This is a genomic window from Rossellomorea sp. H136, assembly GCF_056838065.1.
The window spans coordinates 4,038,751-4,055,794 of the sequence record NZ_CM166371.1; the positions used below are offsets into that span (position 1 = coordinate 4,038,751).

Annotated in this window: 15 protein-coding genes; 2 read left to right on the forward strand and 13 right to left on the reverse strand. The window is 41.9% G+C overall.

The window, feature by feature from the left end; translation table 11 throughout:
• Positions 1–178: 178 nt before the first annotated feature.
• Positions 179–1,342 (reverse strand): iron-containing alcohol dehydrogenase, encoded by a 1,164-nt coding sequence (locus ACYH0O_RS20530; protein ID WP_482630129.1) that lies wholly within the window; start codon positions 1,340–1,342, stop codon positions 179–181.
• Positions 1,343–1,541: 199 nt separating this feature from the next.
• On the opposite strand from ACYH0O_RS20530, the gene ACYH0O_RS20535 reads away from it, so the two are divergent.
• Positions 1,542–1,775, forward strand: coding sequence for a DUF378 domain-containing protein (locus ACYH0O_RS20535; protein ID WP_149157620.1), 234 nt, complete (start codon positions 1,542–1,544; stop codon positions 1,773–1,775).
• A gap of 93 nt (positions 1,776–1,868) precedes the next feature.
• Here ACYH0O_RS20535 and ACYH0O_RS20540 read toward each other — a convergent pair whose 3' ends face one another.
• The 4 genes from ACYH0O_RS20540 to pruA all read right to left on the reverse strand — a co-directional run bounded on the left by ACYH0O_RS20540 (position 1,869) and on the right by pruA (position 7,702).
• Positions 1,869–3,260: an aldehyde dehydrogenase gene (locus ACYH0O_RS20540; protein WP_482632627.1), complete on the reverse strand. Its 1,392-nt coding sequence runs from the start codon at positions 3,258–3,260 to the stop codon at positions 1,869–1,871.
• Positions 3,261–3,480: 220 nt separating this feature from the next.
• A complete protein-coding gene (locus ACYH0O_RS20545; RefSeq protein WP_148970825.1) occupies positions 3,481–4,725 on the reverse strand; it encodes a Glu/Leu/Phe/Val family dehydrogenase in 1,245 nt (414 codons plus the stop codon).
• Between the two features lie 151 nt (positions 4,726–4,876).
• Positions 4,877–6,070, reverse strand: coding sequence for an ornithine--oxo-acid transaminase (locus ACYH0O_RS20550; protein WP_482630130.1), 1,194 nt, complete (start codon positions 6,068–6,070; stop codon positions 4,877–4,879).
• 87 nt (positions 6,071–6,157) lie between these two features.
• Positions 6,158–7,702: an L-glutamate gamma-semialdehyde dehydrogenase gene (pruA, locus tag ACYH0O_RS20555; protein WP_482630131.1), complete on the reverse strand. Its 1,545-nt coding sequence runs from the start codon at positions 7,700–7,702 to the stop codon at positions 6,158–6,160.
• Between the two features lie 299 nt (positions 7,703–8,001).
• Between pruA and ACYH0O_RS20560 the strand changes: the two genes are divergently transcribed.
• On the forward strand, positions 8,002–9,384 hold the full coding sequence (locus ACYH0O_RS20560; protein WP_482630132.1) for a sigma-54 interaction domain-containing protein: 1,383 nt from the start codon (positions 8,002–8,004) through the stop codon (positions 9,382–9,384).
• A 265-nt stretch (positions 9,385–9,649) separates the two neighbouring features.
• Here the strand turns inward: ACYH0O_RS20560 and ACYH0O_RS20565 are convergent, their stop codons facing one another.
• From ACYH0O_RS20565 to ACYH0O_RS20600, 8 genes are all read right to left on the reverse strand, one after another.
• On the reverse strand, positions 9,650–11,116 hold the full coding sequence (locus ACYH0O_RS20565; protein ID WP_482630133.1) for a catalase: 1,467 nt from the start codon (positions 11,114–11,116) through the stop codon (positions 9,650–9,652).
• Between the two features lie 211 nt (positions 11,117–11,327).
• Complete coding sequence (locus ACYH0O_RS20570) at positions 11,328–11,660, reverse strand: DUF779 domain-containing protein (RefSeq protein ID WP_149157616.1); 333 nt, start codon at positions 11,658–11,660, stop codon at positions 11,328–11,330.
• Between the two features lies 1 nt (position 11,661).
• A complete protein-coding gene (adh, locus tag ACYH0O_RS20575) occupies positions 11,662–13,182 on the reverse strand; it encodes an aldehyde dehydrogenase (RefSeq protein ID WP_482630134.1) in 1,521 nt (506 codons plus the stop codon).
• A gap of 216 nt (positions 13,183–13,398) precedes the next feature.
• Positions 13,399–13,815: a S1 domain-containing post-transcriptional regulator GSP13 gene (gene yugI, locus ACYH0O_RS20580; protein ID WP_044338107.1), complete on the reverse strand. Its 417-nt coding sequence runs from the start codon at positions 13,813–13,815 to the stop codon at positions 13,399–13,401.
• Positions 13,816–14,025: 210 nt separating this feature from the next.
• Positions 14,026–15,279, reverse strand: coding sequence for a hypothetical protein (locus ACYH0O_RS20585; RefSeq protein ID WP_482630135.1), 1,254 nt, complete (start codon positions 15,277–15,279; stop codon positions 14,026–14,028).
• Positions 15,272–15,391, reverse strand: coding sequence for a hypothetical protein (locus tag ACYH0O_RS20590; RefSeq protein ID WP_299743848.1), 120 nt, complete (start codon positions 15,389–15,391; stop codon positions 15,272–15,274). The genes ACYH0O_RS20585 and ACYH0O_RS20590 overlap by 8 nt, the downstream gene beginning before the upstream one ends.
• 52 nt (positions 15,392–15,443) lie before the next feature.
• Positions 15,444–15,833 carry an RNA polymerase sigma factor gene (locus ACYH0O_RS20595; RefSeq protein WP_482630136.1) on the reverse strand — a complete coding sequence of 130 codons (390 nt, stop codon included), beginning with the start codon at positions 15,831–15,833 and terminating at the stop codon, positions 15,444–15,446.
• Positions 15,834–16,700: 867 nt separating this feature from the next.
• Positions 16,701–16,985 (reverse strand): spore morphogenesis/germination protein YwcE, encoded by a 285-nt coding sequence (locus tag ACYH0O_RS20600; protein ID WP_149157611.1) that lies wholly within the window; start codon positions 16,983–16,985, stop codon positions 16,701–16,703.
• Positions 16,986–17,044: the final 59 nt, after the last annotated feature.

The window sequence follows — 17,044 nt, forward strand, 5'->3', positions numbered from 1 at the left end:
CTATCTCACTTTATCGAAAGCTGACCCGAGAATCAAGAAAGCTCCCTCTATGTAAGCGTGTGCATTGAAAACTTTTTTCAACATCTGTTCTCACCCGCTTATATTCCCCTAATTATTGGCGTACAAACCAATAAAGAGGGACGGACCTTGTTCAAGGTCCGTCCCTCCCAATATCGTTTTAAAGAGATGCTTTTAATATAGCAAGAACGTCGTCTTTGTTTAATTTATTGAAGTTACCGAATTCGCCGTTCACCATCGCTTTGTCGGCCATCAGGTCCAGTTGACTGTCGTCGATATCATAGTCTGCTAAGCGGGAAGGAGCTCCGATGCTCGTCCAGAATTCACGAAGCTTTTCGATTCCTTCCAGTGCCACTTCCTCTTCTGACTTACCGGCAGGGTCGACATTGAATACTCGTTCTGCCAGTTGAGCAAATCGCGAAGGATTCACTTTCATGTTATGCTTCATCCAGTTAGGGAATAGAATCGCGAGTCCCCCTGCATGTGGGATGTCATATACAGCCGACACAGCATGTTCAATGTTATGACTGGCCCAGTCACCGTTGTAACCCATTTGCAGCATTCCATTAAGGGCAATTGTTCCAGAGTACAGAATCGTCTCACGCAGCTCATAGTTTTCAAGATCATTTAGCAACTTCGGAGCTGTTTCAATAACTGTAGTCAGAACAGACTCACACATACGGTCTTGTAGAGGTGTGTTGGTTGCATTATTGAAATACTGTTCAAACACGTGACTCATCATGTCCACCATTCCGTAGATTGTATGATCCTTCGGTACTGTGAAGGTGTTTACCGGATCCAAGATAGAGAATTGCGGGAATGTCACCGGGCTGCCCCAACCATATTTCTCATTCGTTTCCCAATTCGTGATAACAGATCCCGCGTTCATTTCAGAGCCGGTCGCTGCAAGAGTCAGGACTGTTCCGAATGGAAGAGCTTCTTTCGCAAAAGCTTTCTTCGTTACAAGATCCCATGCGTCACCATCATATTTTGCACCAGCAGCAATTGCTTTTGTACAGTCGATGACACTTCCCCCACCGACAGCTAAAATAAATTCAATATTATTTTCTTTACTTATCTCTACACCTCGTCTGACTGTGGAAAGACGTGGATTCGGTTCTACTCCGGAAAGTTCGAATACTTCGCGATCAATTTCTTTCAATACAGACATTACCTGATCGTATAACCCATTACGCTTAATGCTTCCGCCACCATACACGACAAGCACTTTTTTACCATATTGAGGTACCAATTCTTTCAGTTGTTCTACTTGCCCTTTTCCAAAAATCAATTTGGTTGGATTATAAAAAGTAAATTCATTCATTATTTGTTACCTCCTTGTATTTTATAAGGGCCGAACTATTTCGTTACCCAAAATGTCTACAACACATTTCCTATTATCGAATATATCATCCCCAAAATGCAAAGAACTTGCATAAGAAAATTTTGTAGTAGTCAAACTGAATAGGAATAAGCGCAATGGGAAACTTATAGATGAGCCATTCAATAAGGAGGAAAACAACATGAGTACAATTCAACGTATTGCTTTGGTTCTTACCATTATTGGTGCTGTGAACTGGGGACTTATCGGCTTCTTTCAATTCGATCTTGTTGCAGCCATCTTTGGTGGTCAAGATGCCGCTCTATCCCGTATCATATACGGTTTAGTTGGTATTGCCGGTCTAATTAATCTTGGACTGTTATTCAAACCAACTGAAGAGCTTGAAAGAGAACCTCATACTGAACCAACAAGATAAATGATGCTCAAGCAGCATTAACATTAACGAGGATTACACTTCGATCCCTCGCTTAAAAGTCAAAAAGGTGACCCATCCTCTGGGTCACCTTTCTTATTTCAATAACTTCTTAATGATCTGCATACCAAATCTTCCACTTGGATAACGGAAGCTTAAGTCAAACTTCGTCGTCTGTTTCAAGATGCTTTTATAATGTGAGAAGGTTGAGAAGCTTGATTCTCCATGGTAATTCCCAATCCCACTCTCCCCTACTCCTCCAAAAGGAAGATATGGTGTAACGATGTGCATAAGTGTATCATTTACACAACCGCCACCATAGGAAATCGATTTGTTGATTCTCTCTTCTGTAATTGGATTGCTAGTAAACAAATAAAGGGCCAACGGTTTCGGCCGCTCTGTTACAAAATCAATGACTTCATCAAGCTCCTCATATTCTATGACTGGGAAAACCGGGCCGAATATCTCATCCTGCATCACCGGCACAGTAAAGTCTCTCGGCTTCATTAAAGTCGGTTCTATTTTTAAGCTCCCAGAATCCACATTTCCCCCTAAGAGGATTTCTCCCTCTTCCAAGTAGCTTGTTAAACGATTGAAATGACGCTCATTTACAATCCGACCAAATTTTTCACTCTTTAATGGTTCTGTTCCATAAAATTCAATGACCGTTTTTTTAAATTCAGTGATAAATTCATCTTTCTTGCTTTTATGAATAAATAGGTAGTCAGGTGCAATACACGTTTGTCCGGCATTCGTCACTTTCCCGAATGCGATACGCTTTGCAGCCAGAGGAATTTCAGCCGTTTCATCCACGATACACGGACTTTTCCCGCCCAATTCAAGAGTGACAGGAATCAACTGCTTTGCCGCTGATTCCATCACTACTTTTCCGACGGGAACGCTCCCGGTAAAAAAAATATAATCGAATGGCTGTTTCAGGAGATGCTGTGTTGTCTCCACTCCTCCTTCAATCACGAAAAGCTGTCTTGGGTCAAAATGAATATTGATCATTTCCGCTAATAAAGCAGATGTAGAAGGAGTTAATTCTGACGGTTTAATGATGGCTGTATTCCCGGCTGCGATCGCTCCAATGACAGGGGCCAGTGCAAGTTGGATCGGGTAATTCCAAGGTGCGATGATCAGTGTAACCCCATAAGGCTCCGGGACAGTATAGGCTTTCGAGCCAATATGTGTTTTCGCCGTTTTGACCTTTTTAGGTTCTGCCCATTCGTCGATATTCTTCAGAACGAATCGAATTTCTTCAAGCAGGATTCCGATTTCTGTCGCATACGTTTCCATCTCGGATTTATTTAAATCTTTTTTCAATGCATCGATGATTTCTGCTTCATGATTTTTTATGACTGCTGAGAACCTCTCTAACAAGTCTTTTCTATATTGCAGCGGCCGCGTAACCCCGGACTTAAAAAAATGCTTTTGATGTTGAAGTGTTGATTCAACCGCTTCAAGAGAAGCTTCCTCTATAATCATTTCAGTTGACAAATGAATCCCTCCAAAACGTTAATGTTTAATAGTTTAAACATAAGAACATAAATATCGTACGATGATTCTCATCCGATGTCAATTTCAATGATTTTACCCAGAATCGATGCTCTCTAATCATTTCGATACCAAATAGAAAATTCCTTTACAAACCGAAAAAGAACGTACCCCCAATATATTGAGAATACGTTCTTATTTTATGCGATCGTTACACCCAACCTCTGAATCTAGAGGCTTCAGCCATTTTGCGTGCGCCGACCATGTATGCGGCGAGTCGCATATTCACTCGACGATTCTGAGATGTTTCATATACATTGTTGAAAGCTTCGACAAGTTTAGCATGAAGCTTCTCGTTTACTTCTTCTTCCGTCCAATAATACCCCTGATTATTCTGAACCCATTCGAAATATGAAACCGTTACTCCACCAGCACTTGCTAGTACGTCTGGTACAAGCAGGATTCCTCTTTCAGAAAGAATTCGAGTTGCTTCAAAGGTAGTCGGACCGTTTGCAGCTTCTACCACAATGGATGCTTTAATATCATAGACATTCTCTTCAGTGATTTGGTTTGAAATCGCTGCCGGAACAAGAATGTCACACTCAAGCTCCAATAATTCCTTATTTGAAATCGTGTTTTCAAATAGAGTCGTTACTGTACCGAAGCTATCTCGACGATCTAACAGATAATCAATATCCAAACCAGCCGGATCATGAAGGGCACCATGGGCATCGGATATGGCGATGACCTTTGCACCGGCATCGTGCATGAACTTCGCTAAGAAACTGCCGGCATTTCCAAAACCTTGGATGACGACGCGTGCACCTTTGATGTCGATGCCACGTTTCTTTGCAGCTTGGTCAATACAGATTGTAACACCTTGAGCTGTTGCCTTTTCACGACCTTGGGAACCACCAAGAACAATCGGTTTTCCTGTAATGAATCCTGGTGAGTCATTTTCACGAAGACGGCTGTATTCATCCATCATCCAAGCCATGATCTGTGAGTTTGTGTACACATCTGGTGCCGGTATATCCTTTGTAGGGCCAACAATTTGACTGATGGCACGAACATAGCCGCGGCTTAGCTTTTCCAGTTCAGTGAAAGACATCGTTCTTGGATCACAGATGATCCCGCCTTTTCCTCCACCGTATGGTAAATCAACAATACCGCATTTCAAGCTCATCCACATGGATAAAGCCTTTACTTCCTCTTCATCCACTTCAGGATGGAATCGTACTCCACCCTTGGTAGGTCCGACTGCGTCGTTATGTTGAGCACGGTAGCCCGTAAATACTTTGATACTGCCATCGTCCATTCGAACCGGGATACGAACGGTCAACATACGAATCGGTTCTTTCAGAAGTTCATACATTTCTTCCGTATACCCTAGCTTGGATAAAGCATCATTGATGACATGCTGTGTAGAAGTAAACAGATTAAGGTTTTCTCCCATTGTAAACATTCGCCTCTTTATTATGTGATCTGAAACGTTGTAATTGTAACATATTACCGTATCTTTAACCATTGACTGGGGAAAGAAATAATTTTTATTTTCATGCCTATTCCAGTCGATTTAAGAAAAAAACTTTTAACTCCAGCTGGAATTAAGACAACACTTTTTTGATTCTTTCGATTGCCCAATCCAGGTCTTCTTGTGAGATGACAAGTGGTGGAGCAAAACGAATGACTGTATCATGTGTTTCTTTACAAAGCAGCCCTTCTTCTTTCAGTTGTTCACAGTATTTACGGGCTGGTTCTTTCAGTTCCACTCCGATAAATAATCCGCTACCACGAACTTCCTTAATCATAGGATTATCTATCTCACGAAGTTTACTCATAAAGTATTCTCCCATTTGAAGAGAACGCTCTGCCAGGTTTTCATCGATCAATACATCCAGTGATGCGACAGAAACCGCACATGCCATTGGATTCCCTCCGAAAGTAGAACCGTGGGAGCCAGGGTTGAATACGCCTAATACTTCTTCATTGGCCACAACACATGAAATCGGGAACACTCCGCCTCCAAGTGCTTTTCCTAAAATGTACATGTCAGGATCAACATCTTCCCACTCACATGCAAACATCTTCCCTGAGCGGGCAAGCCCTGCCTGAATTTCGTCTGCAATGAATAGAACGTTGTTTTCTTTACATAATTCGTGTGCTGCTTTCATGAATCCTTTAGGAGGAAATACGATCCCTGCTTCCCCCTGGATCGGTTCGATAAGGAAAGCGGCTGTATTTGGAGTGATGGCTTCTTTTAACGCCTCCAGATCACCGTATGGAATCAAGTTGATTCCTGGAAGCATCGGGCCGAAACCACGCTTGTATTCTTCTTCTGAAGATAGGGAAACAGCTGTCATCGTTCTTCCGTGGAAGTTCCCGTTACACGCGATGATTTCCGCACTATTTTCAGCAACCCCCTTCACATCATATGCCCAGCGGCGAGCTGTCTTGATCGCCGTTTCCACTGCCTCGGCACCTGTATTCATTGGAAGAGCCATGTCTTTACCAGCCATCTTACAAATCTTCTCATACCAAGGGGCTAATTGGTCGTTGTGGAACGCACGTGACGTCAGTGTCACACGGTCTGCTTGATCTTTTAACGCCTGGATGATTTTTGGATGGCGATGTCCCTGGTTGACTGCTGAATAAGCGCTAAGCATATCCATATACTTATTGCCTTCTGGATCTTTAACCCATACACCTTCCGCTTCTGAAATAACGATTGGAAGTGGGTGATAATTTTTTGCACCATATTTTTCTGTTTGTTCAATAATCGAATGAGTACTTACTGTCATATAGATTCCTCCTTACGTAATGAAAAAAAATGTTATATACAAGGATGGAGCCCCTGTCAACAAAGGCTCCTTCCCGTTTTCATACCCTTAAAGTGTTTCAGATGTTGTTTTTGCTTGAAGGTGAAGCAGAAGATAATCCGGTCCGCCCGCTTTGGAGTCGGTACCCGACATGTTGAATCCACCAAATGGTTGGTAGCCAACGATTGCTCCTGTACAGCCTCTATTGAAGTAAAGGTTCCCAACATGGAAATCTTCACGAGCCTGTTCGATCTTCGCACGGTTATTGGTGATGACTGCACCTGTTAAACCGTAGTCTGTGTTATTCGCGATCTCAAGTGCATGATCAAAGTCTTTTGCTTTCGAGAATGCGACAACCGGCCCGAAGATTTCTTCTTGCATCAAGCGAGCATTCGCATCAAGATCAGCAAAGATAGTTGGTTTTACGAAGAAGCCTTTTGAATTATCCCCTTCTCCACCAATCATTAACTTACCTTCTTCTTTACCGATTTCAATATAGCTCATGATTTTATCGAATGACGCCTGGTCGATCACAGGACCCATGAAGTTATCACGGTCTGTAGGATCTCCAACCGTTAATTCTTTCGTTAATTCCACTGCGCGCTCAAGTACTTGATCGTAAACATCTTCTACAACCACGGCACGTGAACAAGCAGAACATTTTTGTCCGGAGAATCCGAATGCGGAAGCAACGATTGATTTAGCCGCTAATTCAAGATCTCCTTCACTATCCACAACGATTGTATCCTTACCGCCCATTTCAGCGATAACACGTTTCAGCCATTTTTGACCCGGGTTCACTTTTGCTGCTCTTTCGTAGATACGGATACCAACGTCACGAGAACCTGTGAATGAAATAAAACGTGTCTTTGGATGATCAACCAGGTAATCACCAACTTCAGCCCCACTTCCAGGAACGTAGTTGATTACCCCTTTCGGAAGACCTGCTTCTTCTAATACTTCAATGAATTTCGCTGCCACAACAGCAGTCGTTGAAGCTGGTTTTAGAAGAACCGTGTTACCCGTAACGATTGCTGCTACTGCTGTACCAGCCATGATCGCAAAGGCAAAGTTCCAAGGTGAGATGACAACTCCGACTCCTAATGGAATGTAGTTGAATTGATTATATTCACCTGGACGGCTTTCAACAGGGAACCCATCTTTCAAACGAAGCATTTGACGAGCATAATACTCCATGAAGTCGATTGCTTCTGCGGTATCAGCATCTGCTTCATTCCATGGTTTGCCTGCTTCTTTGGTTAATAAAGCAGAGAACTCATGCTTACGACGACGAACAATAGCGGAAGCGCGGAAAAGGATATCTGCGCGAGTTTCAGGCTTCACTTTACGCCAAGTTTGGAATGTATCAAAGGCAACATTCATCGCTTTTTCAGCTAAATCCTGATTTGCTTTTGATACACGTCCGATGATCTCTTCTTTGTTTGCTGGGTTTACAGAAACCAGTTTATCATCAGTTGTTACCCGCTCTCCGCCAATCACTAATGGATAGTCTTGACCTAAGTAACTTTCTACTACCTTTAGACCTTCATTAAATGCTTTCTGATTCTCTTTCTCTGAGAAATCTGTAAACGGTTCGTGTTTGTAAGGAATCATTTGGGCACTTCCCCCTTTAAACAAAGATTTTTTATTCATCCTCTAGTGACGAGGTTAGTTAACAGGTATGCAAAAAATATTTGCATTTAGAAAACCCTTACACTTATAATAATGCAAAAGATAGTTGCGTTTTTCAAGAGTTTTTTTAAAATTTTTTATAATTCCACTCTTTTTGCGATTTCATTTGCTACTAAGTCATAAAACAAACAACAAAATGATGGAAAATTTGCACAAAAAGAAGACTATAGACGATACATTTTGCAGTAAGATCTAACAAAAATGAAGAGGAGAGAGACAGCATGCTGGAATCCGAAAAGCGTTTGTATATGTACGAAAAAGTCGCTGAACATCTTGAATCAGGCGTTCATGTCATCGATTCTACCGGGAGAACCATCATCTACAATCGTAAAATGCGTGAAATCGAAGGCATGGAAATTGAGGACGTCCTGGATAAAAATTTGTTGGATGTTTTCCAATTTCACTCTGAAGAGGAAAGTACCCTTCTTAAAGTTCTAAACACAAAGGAACCAACCCTCAATGTGAAGCAAACTTACTTTAATATAAACGGTATCGAAATCACGACGATGAACGATACTTTCCCTATTTTTCATGATGAGGTGTTGATTGGAGCGATTGAAATTGCCAGGGACATCACCAAGCTCGAAAAAGTGATGAGAGATCATATACATAAACGTCCGAGCAGCTTATATACCTTTGATAGCATCATCGGTCAGCATCACCGTCTGAAGGACGCTATCGAAACCGGAAAGCGGGCGACCAGGACTTCTTCCCCTGTGTTGATCTGTGGTGAAATCGGGACTGGCAAGGAACTTTTCGCACAAAGCATCCATAACGACAGCGCCCGTGCCAACCGTCCCTTCATCACCCAGAATTGTTCATCATTACGTGATGATATGCTTGAAGAAATCCTGTTTCATGAGGAGCGGAAAGGCAGCAACCCGGAAGATCACCGACCATCCCTCTTCCAACAAGCCCAGGGAGGAACGCTCCTGCTCGATGAAATCAACTCCTTAACCCCTTCCCTCCAAGAGAAGCTATTAAAATTCTTTTCCCGAGGGACGGACCTTCCATACGATGTACGGGTGATGGCCACGGTGAACGAGGATCCCATTGACGCCATCGCAGAAGGACGGTTATTAAAGGACCTCTATTACAGACTGAGCATTGTTTCAATCTTCATCCCCTCTCTCCGTTCGAGAAAAGAAGATTTACCGGAGATTGTGAACTATTTCATTGACCAATTCAACCACCATTTTGCCATGAGTATTAAGGGGATTTCGAATGAAGTAAGGGAGATTTTTCAGCATTATGACTGGCCAGGCAATGTGAGGGAACTTGAGCATGTCATCGAGGGAGCGTTTAATCTCGTTGGCTTTGAAATGGAGATCGGTTTCAATCATCTTCCATTTGGTTTCAGGCAACGCATCCACCACACAGCTGTCGGAGAAGAAAACCAGGATGAATCGGAGTTCCTCTACCAATCTGGAACAGAGATCAAACCACTGGAGCTTTTCATTGAAGAAGCCGAAACCTATTATATTCAAAAATCTTTGAAATACCATGACTTTAACATCACCAAAACGGCGAAGTCCCTTGGGATGAGCCGGCAGAATTTGCAGTATCGGATTCGGAAGTACGGGATCGAACGGAATTCGTTTTGATGGTGGTGGCCACTTTCTATTTTTTTTGGGAGTGGCTTTTTGTTTTTTTGGGTGATGGGGTTGTTTGGGGTTGAATGGCAATGCGATTTTTGACGTTTTTGGGAATATGGCAGTTGTTGAAGACTATTCAATGTTTAGAATCCTTCCTCTCCCTCATCATTAAATCTTCACACCCTCACCCAAATTCCCCAAAACATAAAAGAGCACCACCCCCTTCATCAGTGCACCTTCACCGACAAAAAGACCAGTACTCAATCATCCATACTTATTCCATATGCTGCAAATAAGGGGTCAAATCCACCCCAATACGTTCCGCCAACCTCTTACCGAGCTCTACATCCGCCCGGAAGAAATTACACACTGCGCGCAAGGCAATTCTTTCGTTGATTTGTGATAGTTCACTCGAAATATTTTTCACTACTTGCTCTTTAACTTCATCCGGGTAGCTTCTGTAAATGCGTCCAGCCTGACCGAAATCATCTGTCTTCCGGATCTTCTGTCTTCCTCTTTCACCCGTCATCGGCTGATGTATTTCCGTATATCCCCCCACTTCTTCCGGTGTATCATCGAAGCTGTTCGGCTCATAGTTCACTGAGCCCGTCTGCTGCTTGAATGGCATATGTCCGTCCCTCTGGTTATTCGCCACTTGAGCAAATGGACAGTTGATAGGGAGTTGCATGTAGTTGGCACCGATTCGATAACGTTGTGTGTCTGAATAAGAGAATAATCTTCCTTGTAACAACTTATCTTCGGACGGAAGCATTCCGTTCACCAGCACTCCAGGATTGAAGCCCACTGATTCCGTTTCCGCAAAGATGTTTTCTGGATTTTCATTTAAAATCATCGTACCGACAAAGTGAGATGGAATGTCATCTTCCGCCCAAGCCCAATCCTTCGTTGCATCAAGAGGATCGAAATCAAGGGTATCCATGTCCATTGGATCCAGTACCTGAACATACAGATCCCATTCCGGGAAATCACCTTTTTCAATCGATTCATAGAGATCACGGCTTGCATGGTTAAAATCTTTCCCTTGGATTTCTGCTGCTTTTTCTGAAGATAGATTCTCAATGCCTTGCTTTGGTTTCCAGCTCAACTTCACATACACGGTATTCCCCGCATTATTCACCCATTTATAGGCATGCACACTGGATCCGCGCATTTGTCTATAGTTAGCTGGAATCCCTTCATCCGTATAGAGATGCAGGAGCATATTGGTAGATTCCGGAGTCAAGGACATGAAGTCCCAATATCTCTCAGGTTCTTGGATATTCGTTTGTGGATTCGGCTTTAAAGAATGAACCATATCCGGGAACTTCATAGCATCACGAATAAAAAAGACAGGAAGGTTATTCCCCACAAAATCCCAGTTTCCTTCTTCTGTATAAAATTTCACGGCAAATCCACGGGGATCCCGTAAGGTTTCAGGAGAATGCTGTCCATGGACGACAGTGGAAAAACGGGCAAATACAGGTGTTTCTTTGCCAGCTTCTTGAAAAAGTGCGGCTTTTGTATATTTTTTCATGCTGTTTTTTGTAATGAATGTACCATGCGCTCCCGCTCCTCTGGCGTGAACGACTCTTTCAGGAACTCGCTCTCGATCGAAGTGAGCCAATTTCTCAATTAGCTGATAATCTTCAAGCAGTGCAGGTCCTCTTTCTCCAGCTGTAATCGAGTTCTGGTTATCGCCGATCGGGGAGCCTTGATTCGTTGTAAGTTTTCTGTTATCCACTAGAAACACTCCTTAGATTATAATAATTATTAAATGATTATAGTTTTATTTTAACTATTTGAGAATGAAAGTCAATCACAAATTATAATTATTTTAAATTAGTAATCATTTAAAATAATAAAATCAGGCATAAGAAAAGAGACAACCTATACAATAAGTTGTCTCTAAAAATATTATCGAGTTTGGAAGAGTAGAACCAAAACCTTCACGTTTATGATTTGATCAATTTAGAATCCGTGATAAAGCGGACGCCTTCAGTAGATTCCAAAGAGAACACTCCTCCCCTTCCTTCTTTTACATCCAATATGATCCGGAAATGCTTCCAATACTCATATTGTTGTTCGTTCATATAAAAAGGACAGTCGGCTACAGTACCTACTAATACATCACTGTCACCGATGATCAAATCATCCTGACTTAAACACATAGGAGAACTGCCATCACAACATCCTCCTGACTGATGAAATAGGAGGGCGCCGTGCTTGCCTCTTAACGTTTCAATCAGTTGAAGGGCTTGTTCTGTTGCCTCTAGTCGCTGTTCCATTTTAGAAGAACCCTAACGCTTTAGGACTATAGCTAACTAGTAAATTCTTCGTTTGTTGATAGTGTGATAGCATCATTTTGTGGTTTTCACGACCGATACCGGACATTTTGTATCCACCGAATGCCGCATGTGCCGGGTATTGGTGGTAACAGTTAGTCCATACACGTCCTGCTTGAACCTCTCTACCGAAACGGTAAGCCGTGTTCATGTCACGCGTCCATACACCTGCTCCAAGTCCATAAAGAGTATCATTGGCGATTTCAAGGGCTTCTTCTTTCGTTTTGAATGTTGTAACGGAAACAACAGGGCCAAAGATTTCTTCTTGGAAAATACGCATTTTGTTGTTGCCTTTGAAGACGGTAGGCTTCACATAGAAACCGGCTTCCTGATCCCCATCCAGTGAATTTTGCTCACCACCGATGAGTAATTCCGCTCCTTCTTCTTTTCCAATTTCAATATAGGATAGAATCTTATCCAATTGTTCTTGAGAAGCTTGGGCACCCAGCATTGTATCTGAATCTAACGGGTTCCCCTGTTTGATTTGTTTCACGCGTTCGATCGCACGCTCCATGAACTTATCGTAGATCGATTCTTGGATTAGCGCTCTTGAAGGACATGTACACACTTCTCCTTGATTAAGTGCAAACATCACGAAACCTTCAACTGCTTTATCCAGGAAATCATCATCCTGATCCATTACATCTTCAAAGAAGATATTAGGTGATTTACCACCAAGCTCCAATGTAACAGGGATAATGTTTTGAGAAGCATATTGCATGATCAGGCGACCTGTTGTCGTTTCACCTGTGAAGGCTACTTTTCCAACACGCTTACTTTGCGCAAGAGGTTTCCCTGCTTCTACTCCAAATCCTTGTACTACATTCAGTACACCTTTAGGCAGCAGGTCTTCAATCAGTTCAATCAGAACCATGATGGAAGCAGGTGTTTGCTCAGCCGGCTTCAAGACAACACAGTTTCCTGCAGCAAGGGCAGGGGCAATCTTCCATACACCCATCAGAATCGGGAAGTTCCAAGGAATGATTTGGGCTACAACCCCGATAGGCTCATGGAAATGATAAGAGACCGTATCATTATCAATCTCACCAAGAGATCCTTCTTGGCCTCTGATACATCCGGCGAAATAACGGAAGTGGTCAATCGCAAGGGGTAAGTCTGCCGCTAATGTTTCACGAACCGGCTTACCATTATCCCATGTTTCGGCTACAGCAAGCATTTCTAAGTTTTCTTCCATACGATCCGCGATTTTATTTAAAATAATGGATCTTTCCGTAGCAGAGGTTTTACCCCATGCGTCTTTCGCTGCATGTGCTGCATCTAATGCCTTTTCGACATCCTCTTTGTTTGAACGGGCAATTTTCGTGAAAACTTTCCCTGTTACAGGTGATACATTTTCAAAGTATTCTCCACTTGCTGGCGGCACATATTCTCCACCAATGAAGTTCTCATACTTGTCTTTAAATTGTACCAATGAACCTTCAGTATTCGGATTATTATAAAGCATCTAAGATCCTCCTGTATTTATGTATTTTTCTGTTAATTAAGCGCTTTCATTGTTATTATAGGTCATTTATGAGGTACGGACAAGTGTATTGTTAAAAAATTCTTTATTTTTCGTTAATTCACGATAATTTTTTAGGAAAAAAGTAGCGATAAACTTTACGAAATGATACAAAAAAAAGACCGCCCTTAAAGAAAGGCAGTCTTCTTAATAATTGTATTATTTCTTGATTAGATCTTCACGTTCTGATTGCTCGATCCACTCTTCAAGCTTGTCTTTAAGAGTGTTAAAGCCAGCTGGTGTTGTTTCTTCGTTTGCTTGCTTTACACTGCCTTGACCTTGACGGCGAGGTTTTTTCGCTGCTGCAGGTTTTGCTTGTGGTGCTGCAGGAGCTTCCTCTGTAGCACGGATAGAAAGGCTGATTTTACCAGCTGCTTCGTCCACTGATAATACTTTAACCTTTACTTCGTCGCCTACTGAAAGGTGCTCGCTAACGTCTTTAACAAAGCCGTGAGTAATTTCAGAGATATGAACTAATCCTTGTGTTTCTTCGTCAAGTGCAACGAACGCACCGTATGGTTGAATGCCTGTAACTTTACCTGTTACAACAGTTCCTGTTTCGAATTTTGTAGTCATGGTAACACTCCTAGTATATATATTATTTTTCGTCTTTACACGCAATTGTAGATTATATCATAGAGTCCGGGATTCGGCAAAAGTTTATTTCTATTAAACCTATGAAACAAGCTCCATTTCCCTTCGACTTTTCACCTATAATTGCTTTCTCACTAGTTATGCTTCCCAATTATTAAAATTATTAAAACAGTGTAAACTTAGCACTCTTTATTAGTCTTTAAATAGTTCTTCTGTCTCTGAAGACAAAATGACCGGTGTCGTCTGAACCCAACGAACTGGCTTAACGAAATTTACGCGTCTTAACTCCTCATATACTTCTTTCAGATGGAGGGATGTTGTGTAATCTGGGTACTCTTTCAGTATATATCGATAGGTTTCTTCAACATGTGATTTTAATTCATCACTTTCATCAAAGATGGGCTGATACACATTTCCATCTGTAAAGTATTGATAGAGAAGGTCGTATTCATGCTTCACTTCTACCCTGAACCTTGAGTTATCCGGCAGTTCCTTTAATATCTTTTCGTAGTCCATCAGGCGATCAGCTGCTTCTTTCCAGGTTCCTGTAAATTCACCTGCTTTAATGACTGGATCAAAACAGGTAATCATATACAATTCATATCCTTCCGGTAAGGCTTCACGATTCGTGATCATCCTGAAGTACTCCACATCCAATGTAGTTTCAAGCCGGTCCGTCCCACTGTTATACAATAGCTTAACTGCATTATTGAATATTCCATCCCGTAACAACAATAGTTTGGGGGGATAGTCGTTTTTCATATGGTTGAACTCCTTCATATTGAACTCTCCATTCTCAACATGAGGCTTCCAATATTCACTATACTCATTTAACTCGTCCTCATATAGCGGGAGGATATCTTCTTCCTTTTTAATAAAATCATTCACCCATACTTCTGCTTCTTCCTTCGTTAAAGGAGCTTTCAGATTTTTCATCATCACATCAGGAGTAGCCAATATCTGATCCAACTCCTCACTCGCTCTCTGGACCCACTCCACTTTTCTTTCATTTGTGAAGTCCCGCTTTGGAATGGACTCGATATATGTGAGGTGCCTCCCTGCATCCCGGGCGATCACAGTCGAATTAAATATGCCTTCTGTAAACCCGAGCCGCTCCATTGCTTGAGTCTTCCTTAAATCATATTGAGCTTTCGCATCTTCTATTTCCCTTTGAAGTCGTTGGTCTGCTTCACCAGCAAAATCAGCTTGATTCCCATTCTGCCTAGCCGGTTCATCCATCGTAAGCTGCAGGATGAGAACTGCACCGATCAGAAATACACCAATGAAACTTGCGACGTATGGCCAATGAATAAGTGTTCGCTTCTTTTGGGATTTCCCTTCTTGTTTTATGGCTTGTATAATGTCTGAGGGATTGGTCTGATCCGGAATTTTCTTATACGATTGATTCAATAATTCCATGCGTTTTTCAAGCATCTTGTCATCCATTCAATCTCCCCTCCCTTTTTTCAGCCTCTTCCAGTTCTTTTTTCAAGAGGTTTTTCCCTCTTAAAAGTCTTGTTTTGACAGTAGATAAATTGATTGACAGTATTTCAGCCATTTCTTCATACTTCTATTCATGAAAATAAAAGAGGATGATTGGTATTTGATATTTACCATCCAGTTTTTGAATGCATTCGTGGAGCATACGATCCTCTTCCTGCCTCAGGATACGTTCTTGAGGCGTAATGACGTTTTCTGTAGGTTGGTTCATTCCCGATTTTTTTCACTCGATTGTTATGCTGATTTTCTTTTCGTTTAAAGTCCCTCGACACATTTAAAGTGATTTTATAAAGCCAGGTTGTAAACTTCGCATAAGAGAACCCGTCCAGAAACCTGTATACACGAATGAACACTTCCTGGGTGATATCTGGTATATCAGCGATAGAATTCCCCATCTGATAGGCAAACCGTTGAACGATGGGAGAATAATATGTGATTAAATGGCTATATGCCTGCAGATCTCCTTTTTTCGCACGTTCGATCAAGTACTCATTTTCCACTCGCGACTTCCCCCTTTCCCTTCAATGGCTTTCATTTATGTAACGATCATAAAGTGGATTTTGTTTCATTTATTTACCATTGAATACATTCTTTTAAAATTGTTCTTTTTGCAAAGATTGTTGTTAAATTACATAGGAACTGCTTTGGCTCTGTCAATCAGTGTGTGCTCAGATGGTGAGGGGAACTGCTTCGCTTTCCTCGGACGTTCGGCCGAGCCTCCTCAGCTTAGCCGAACGGGGTCTCGGCACGATCGTACTTCCGCAGGAGTCTACTCAGTTCCCCTCACCATCTATAAGAAAATTTCGTGACAGAGCTTAAAAGTGACCCAAAAATCTTTAGAAAACGGGTCACTGCTCTTTTTACAAGTGGTTATATACCGCGGGAGCAATAAAGATGTCTACAGCTAAGATTTTTATTCGATCTTATTTTAATCATTAAAGGAAAGCATAGGCAGTCACGGTGATAAACATTTAGTTCCATATGCCTTGGTGCTCCATACATGAATAAACTATAGGACCCTTTTTGTATCTATTTATACTTACTATACTTAAAGGCAGTAAGAATGTAGTTAGCACAGAGTGGATTGTAGCGGAAGGCACTTAACTCCTGCGGGAGATAGAGGAAAGGTCGAGACCCCACAGGGCAAAGCCCGAGGAGGCTTGACTTCCTCCCCGCGGAAAGGAAGTGCCTGGAGCGGAAAGGAACGGTCCATGTTTTCATTATCTGCGCATAATCAGTGGGAGAGACCCAAAAGACCGGTGTGGAAGCTCAACCGCCGTACTTTCTCTGTTTAATAGCAACAATGTTTACGAATAGAGCGTTTAATAGAACAAAAAAAAGCCTAACCCAATTCTAATTGGATCAGACTAATTCTTTACAGTGATTGATTTCTTCTTTCGTTGCTTTTGAATAAATGGCAAGGCATATAGCATGAAGGCTGCAATATGGGCGAATGCAAGGTTTGCAACAAACAGGCTCCACAAGGTCACATGTCCCCATCCTCCAAGTTCCGGAACGGCTACGTAATAAATAAATGCTGCCCATAAGGCTATAACAAATGGGATATGAAGAACCGCCCACTTACGATGTTCAATCCAAAGAAATAGCGGGGTAGCCGTTGCGATAAAAAGATACACAAGAAATACATCCATATTAAAATTCCTCCAATCCGGTAGTAAACGCTTTCAATTATGGCGAAAAAAAGAATAAT

What these genes read in the sequence shown, in the direction of transcription:
- ACYH0O_RS20585 (WP_482630135.1), bottom strand. Translation starts at nt 15,279, where the DNA reads ATGGATGACAAGATGCTTGAAAAACGCATGGAATTATTGAATCAATCG.
- ACYH0O_RS20530 (WP_482630129.1), bottom strand. Translation starts at nt 1,342, where the DNA reads ATGAATGAATTTACTTTTTATAATCCAACCAAATTGATTTTTGGAAAA.
- ACYH0O_RS20540 (WP_482632627.1), bottom strand. Translation starts at nt 3,260, where the DNA reads ATGATTATAGAGGAAGCTTCTCTTGAAGCGGTTGAATCAACACTTCAA.
- ACYH0O_RS20560 (WP_482630132.1), top strand. Translation starts at nt 8,002, where the DNA reads ATGCTGGAATCCGAAAAGCGTTTGTATATGTACGAAAAAGTCGCTGAA.
- pruA (WP_482630131.1), bottom strand. Translation starts at nt 7,702, where the DNA reads ATGATTCCTTACAAACACGAACCGTTTACAGATTTCTCAGAGAAAGAG.
- ACYH0O_RS20600 (WP_149157611.1), bottom strand. Translation starts at nt 16,985, where the DNA reads ATGGATGTATTTCTTGTGTATCTTTTTATCGCAACGGCTACCCCGCTA.
- ACYH0O_RS20590 (WP_299743848.1), bottom strand. Translation starts at nt 15,391, where the DNA reads ATGGCTGAAATACTGTCAATCAATTTATCTACTGTCAAAACAAGACTT.
- ACYH0O_RS20550 (WP_482630130.1), bottom strand. Translation starts at nt 6,070, where the DNA reads ATGACAGTAAGTACTCATTCGATTATTGAACAAACAGAAAAATATGGT.
- yugI (WP_044338107.1), bottom strand. Translation starts at nt 13,815, where the DNA reads ATGACTACAAAATTCGAAACAGGAACTGTTGTAACAGGTAAAGTTACA.
- ACYH0O_RS20545 (WP_148970825.1), bottom strand. Translation starts at nt 4,725, where the DNA reads ATGGGAGAAAACCTTAATCTGTTTACTTCTACACAGCATGTCATCAAT.
- ACYH0O_RS20570 (WP_149157616.1), bottom strand. Translation starts at nt 11,660, where the DNA reads ATGGAACAGCGACTAGAGGCAACAGAACAAGCCCTTCAACTGATTGAA.
- ACYH0O_RS20535 (WP_149157620.1), top strand. Translation starts at nt 1,542, where the DNA reads ATGAGTACAATTCAACGTATTGCTTTGGTTCTTACCATTATTGGTGCT.
- adh (WP_482630134.1), bottom strand. Translation starts at nt 13,182, where the DNA reads ATGCTTTATAATAATCCGAATACTGAAGGTTCATTGGTACAATTTAAA.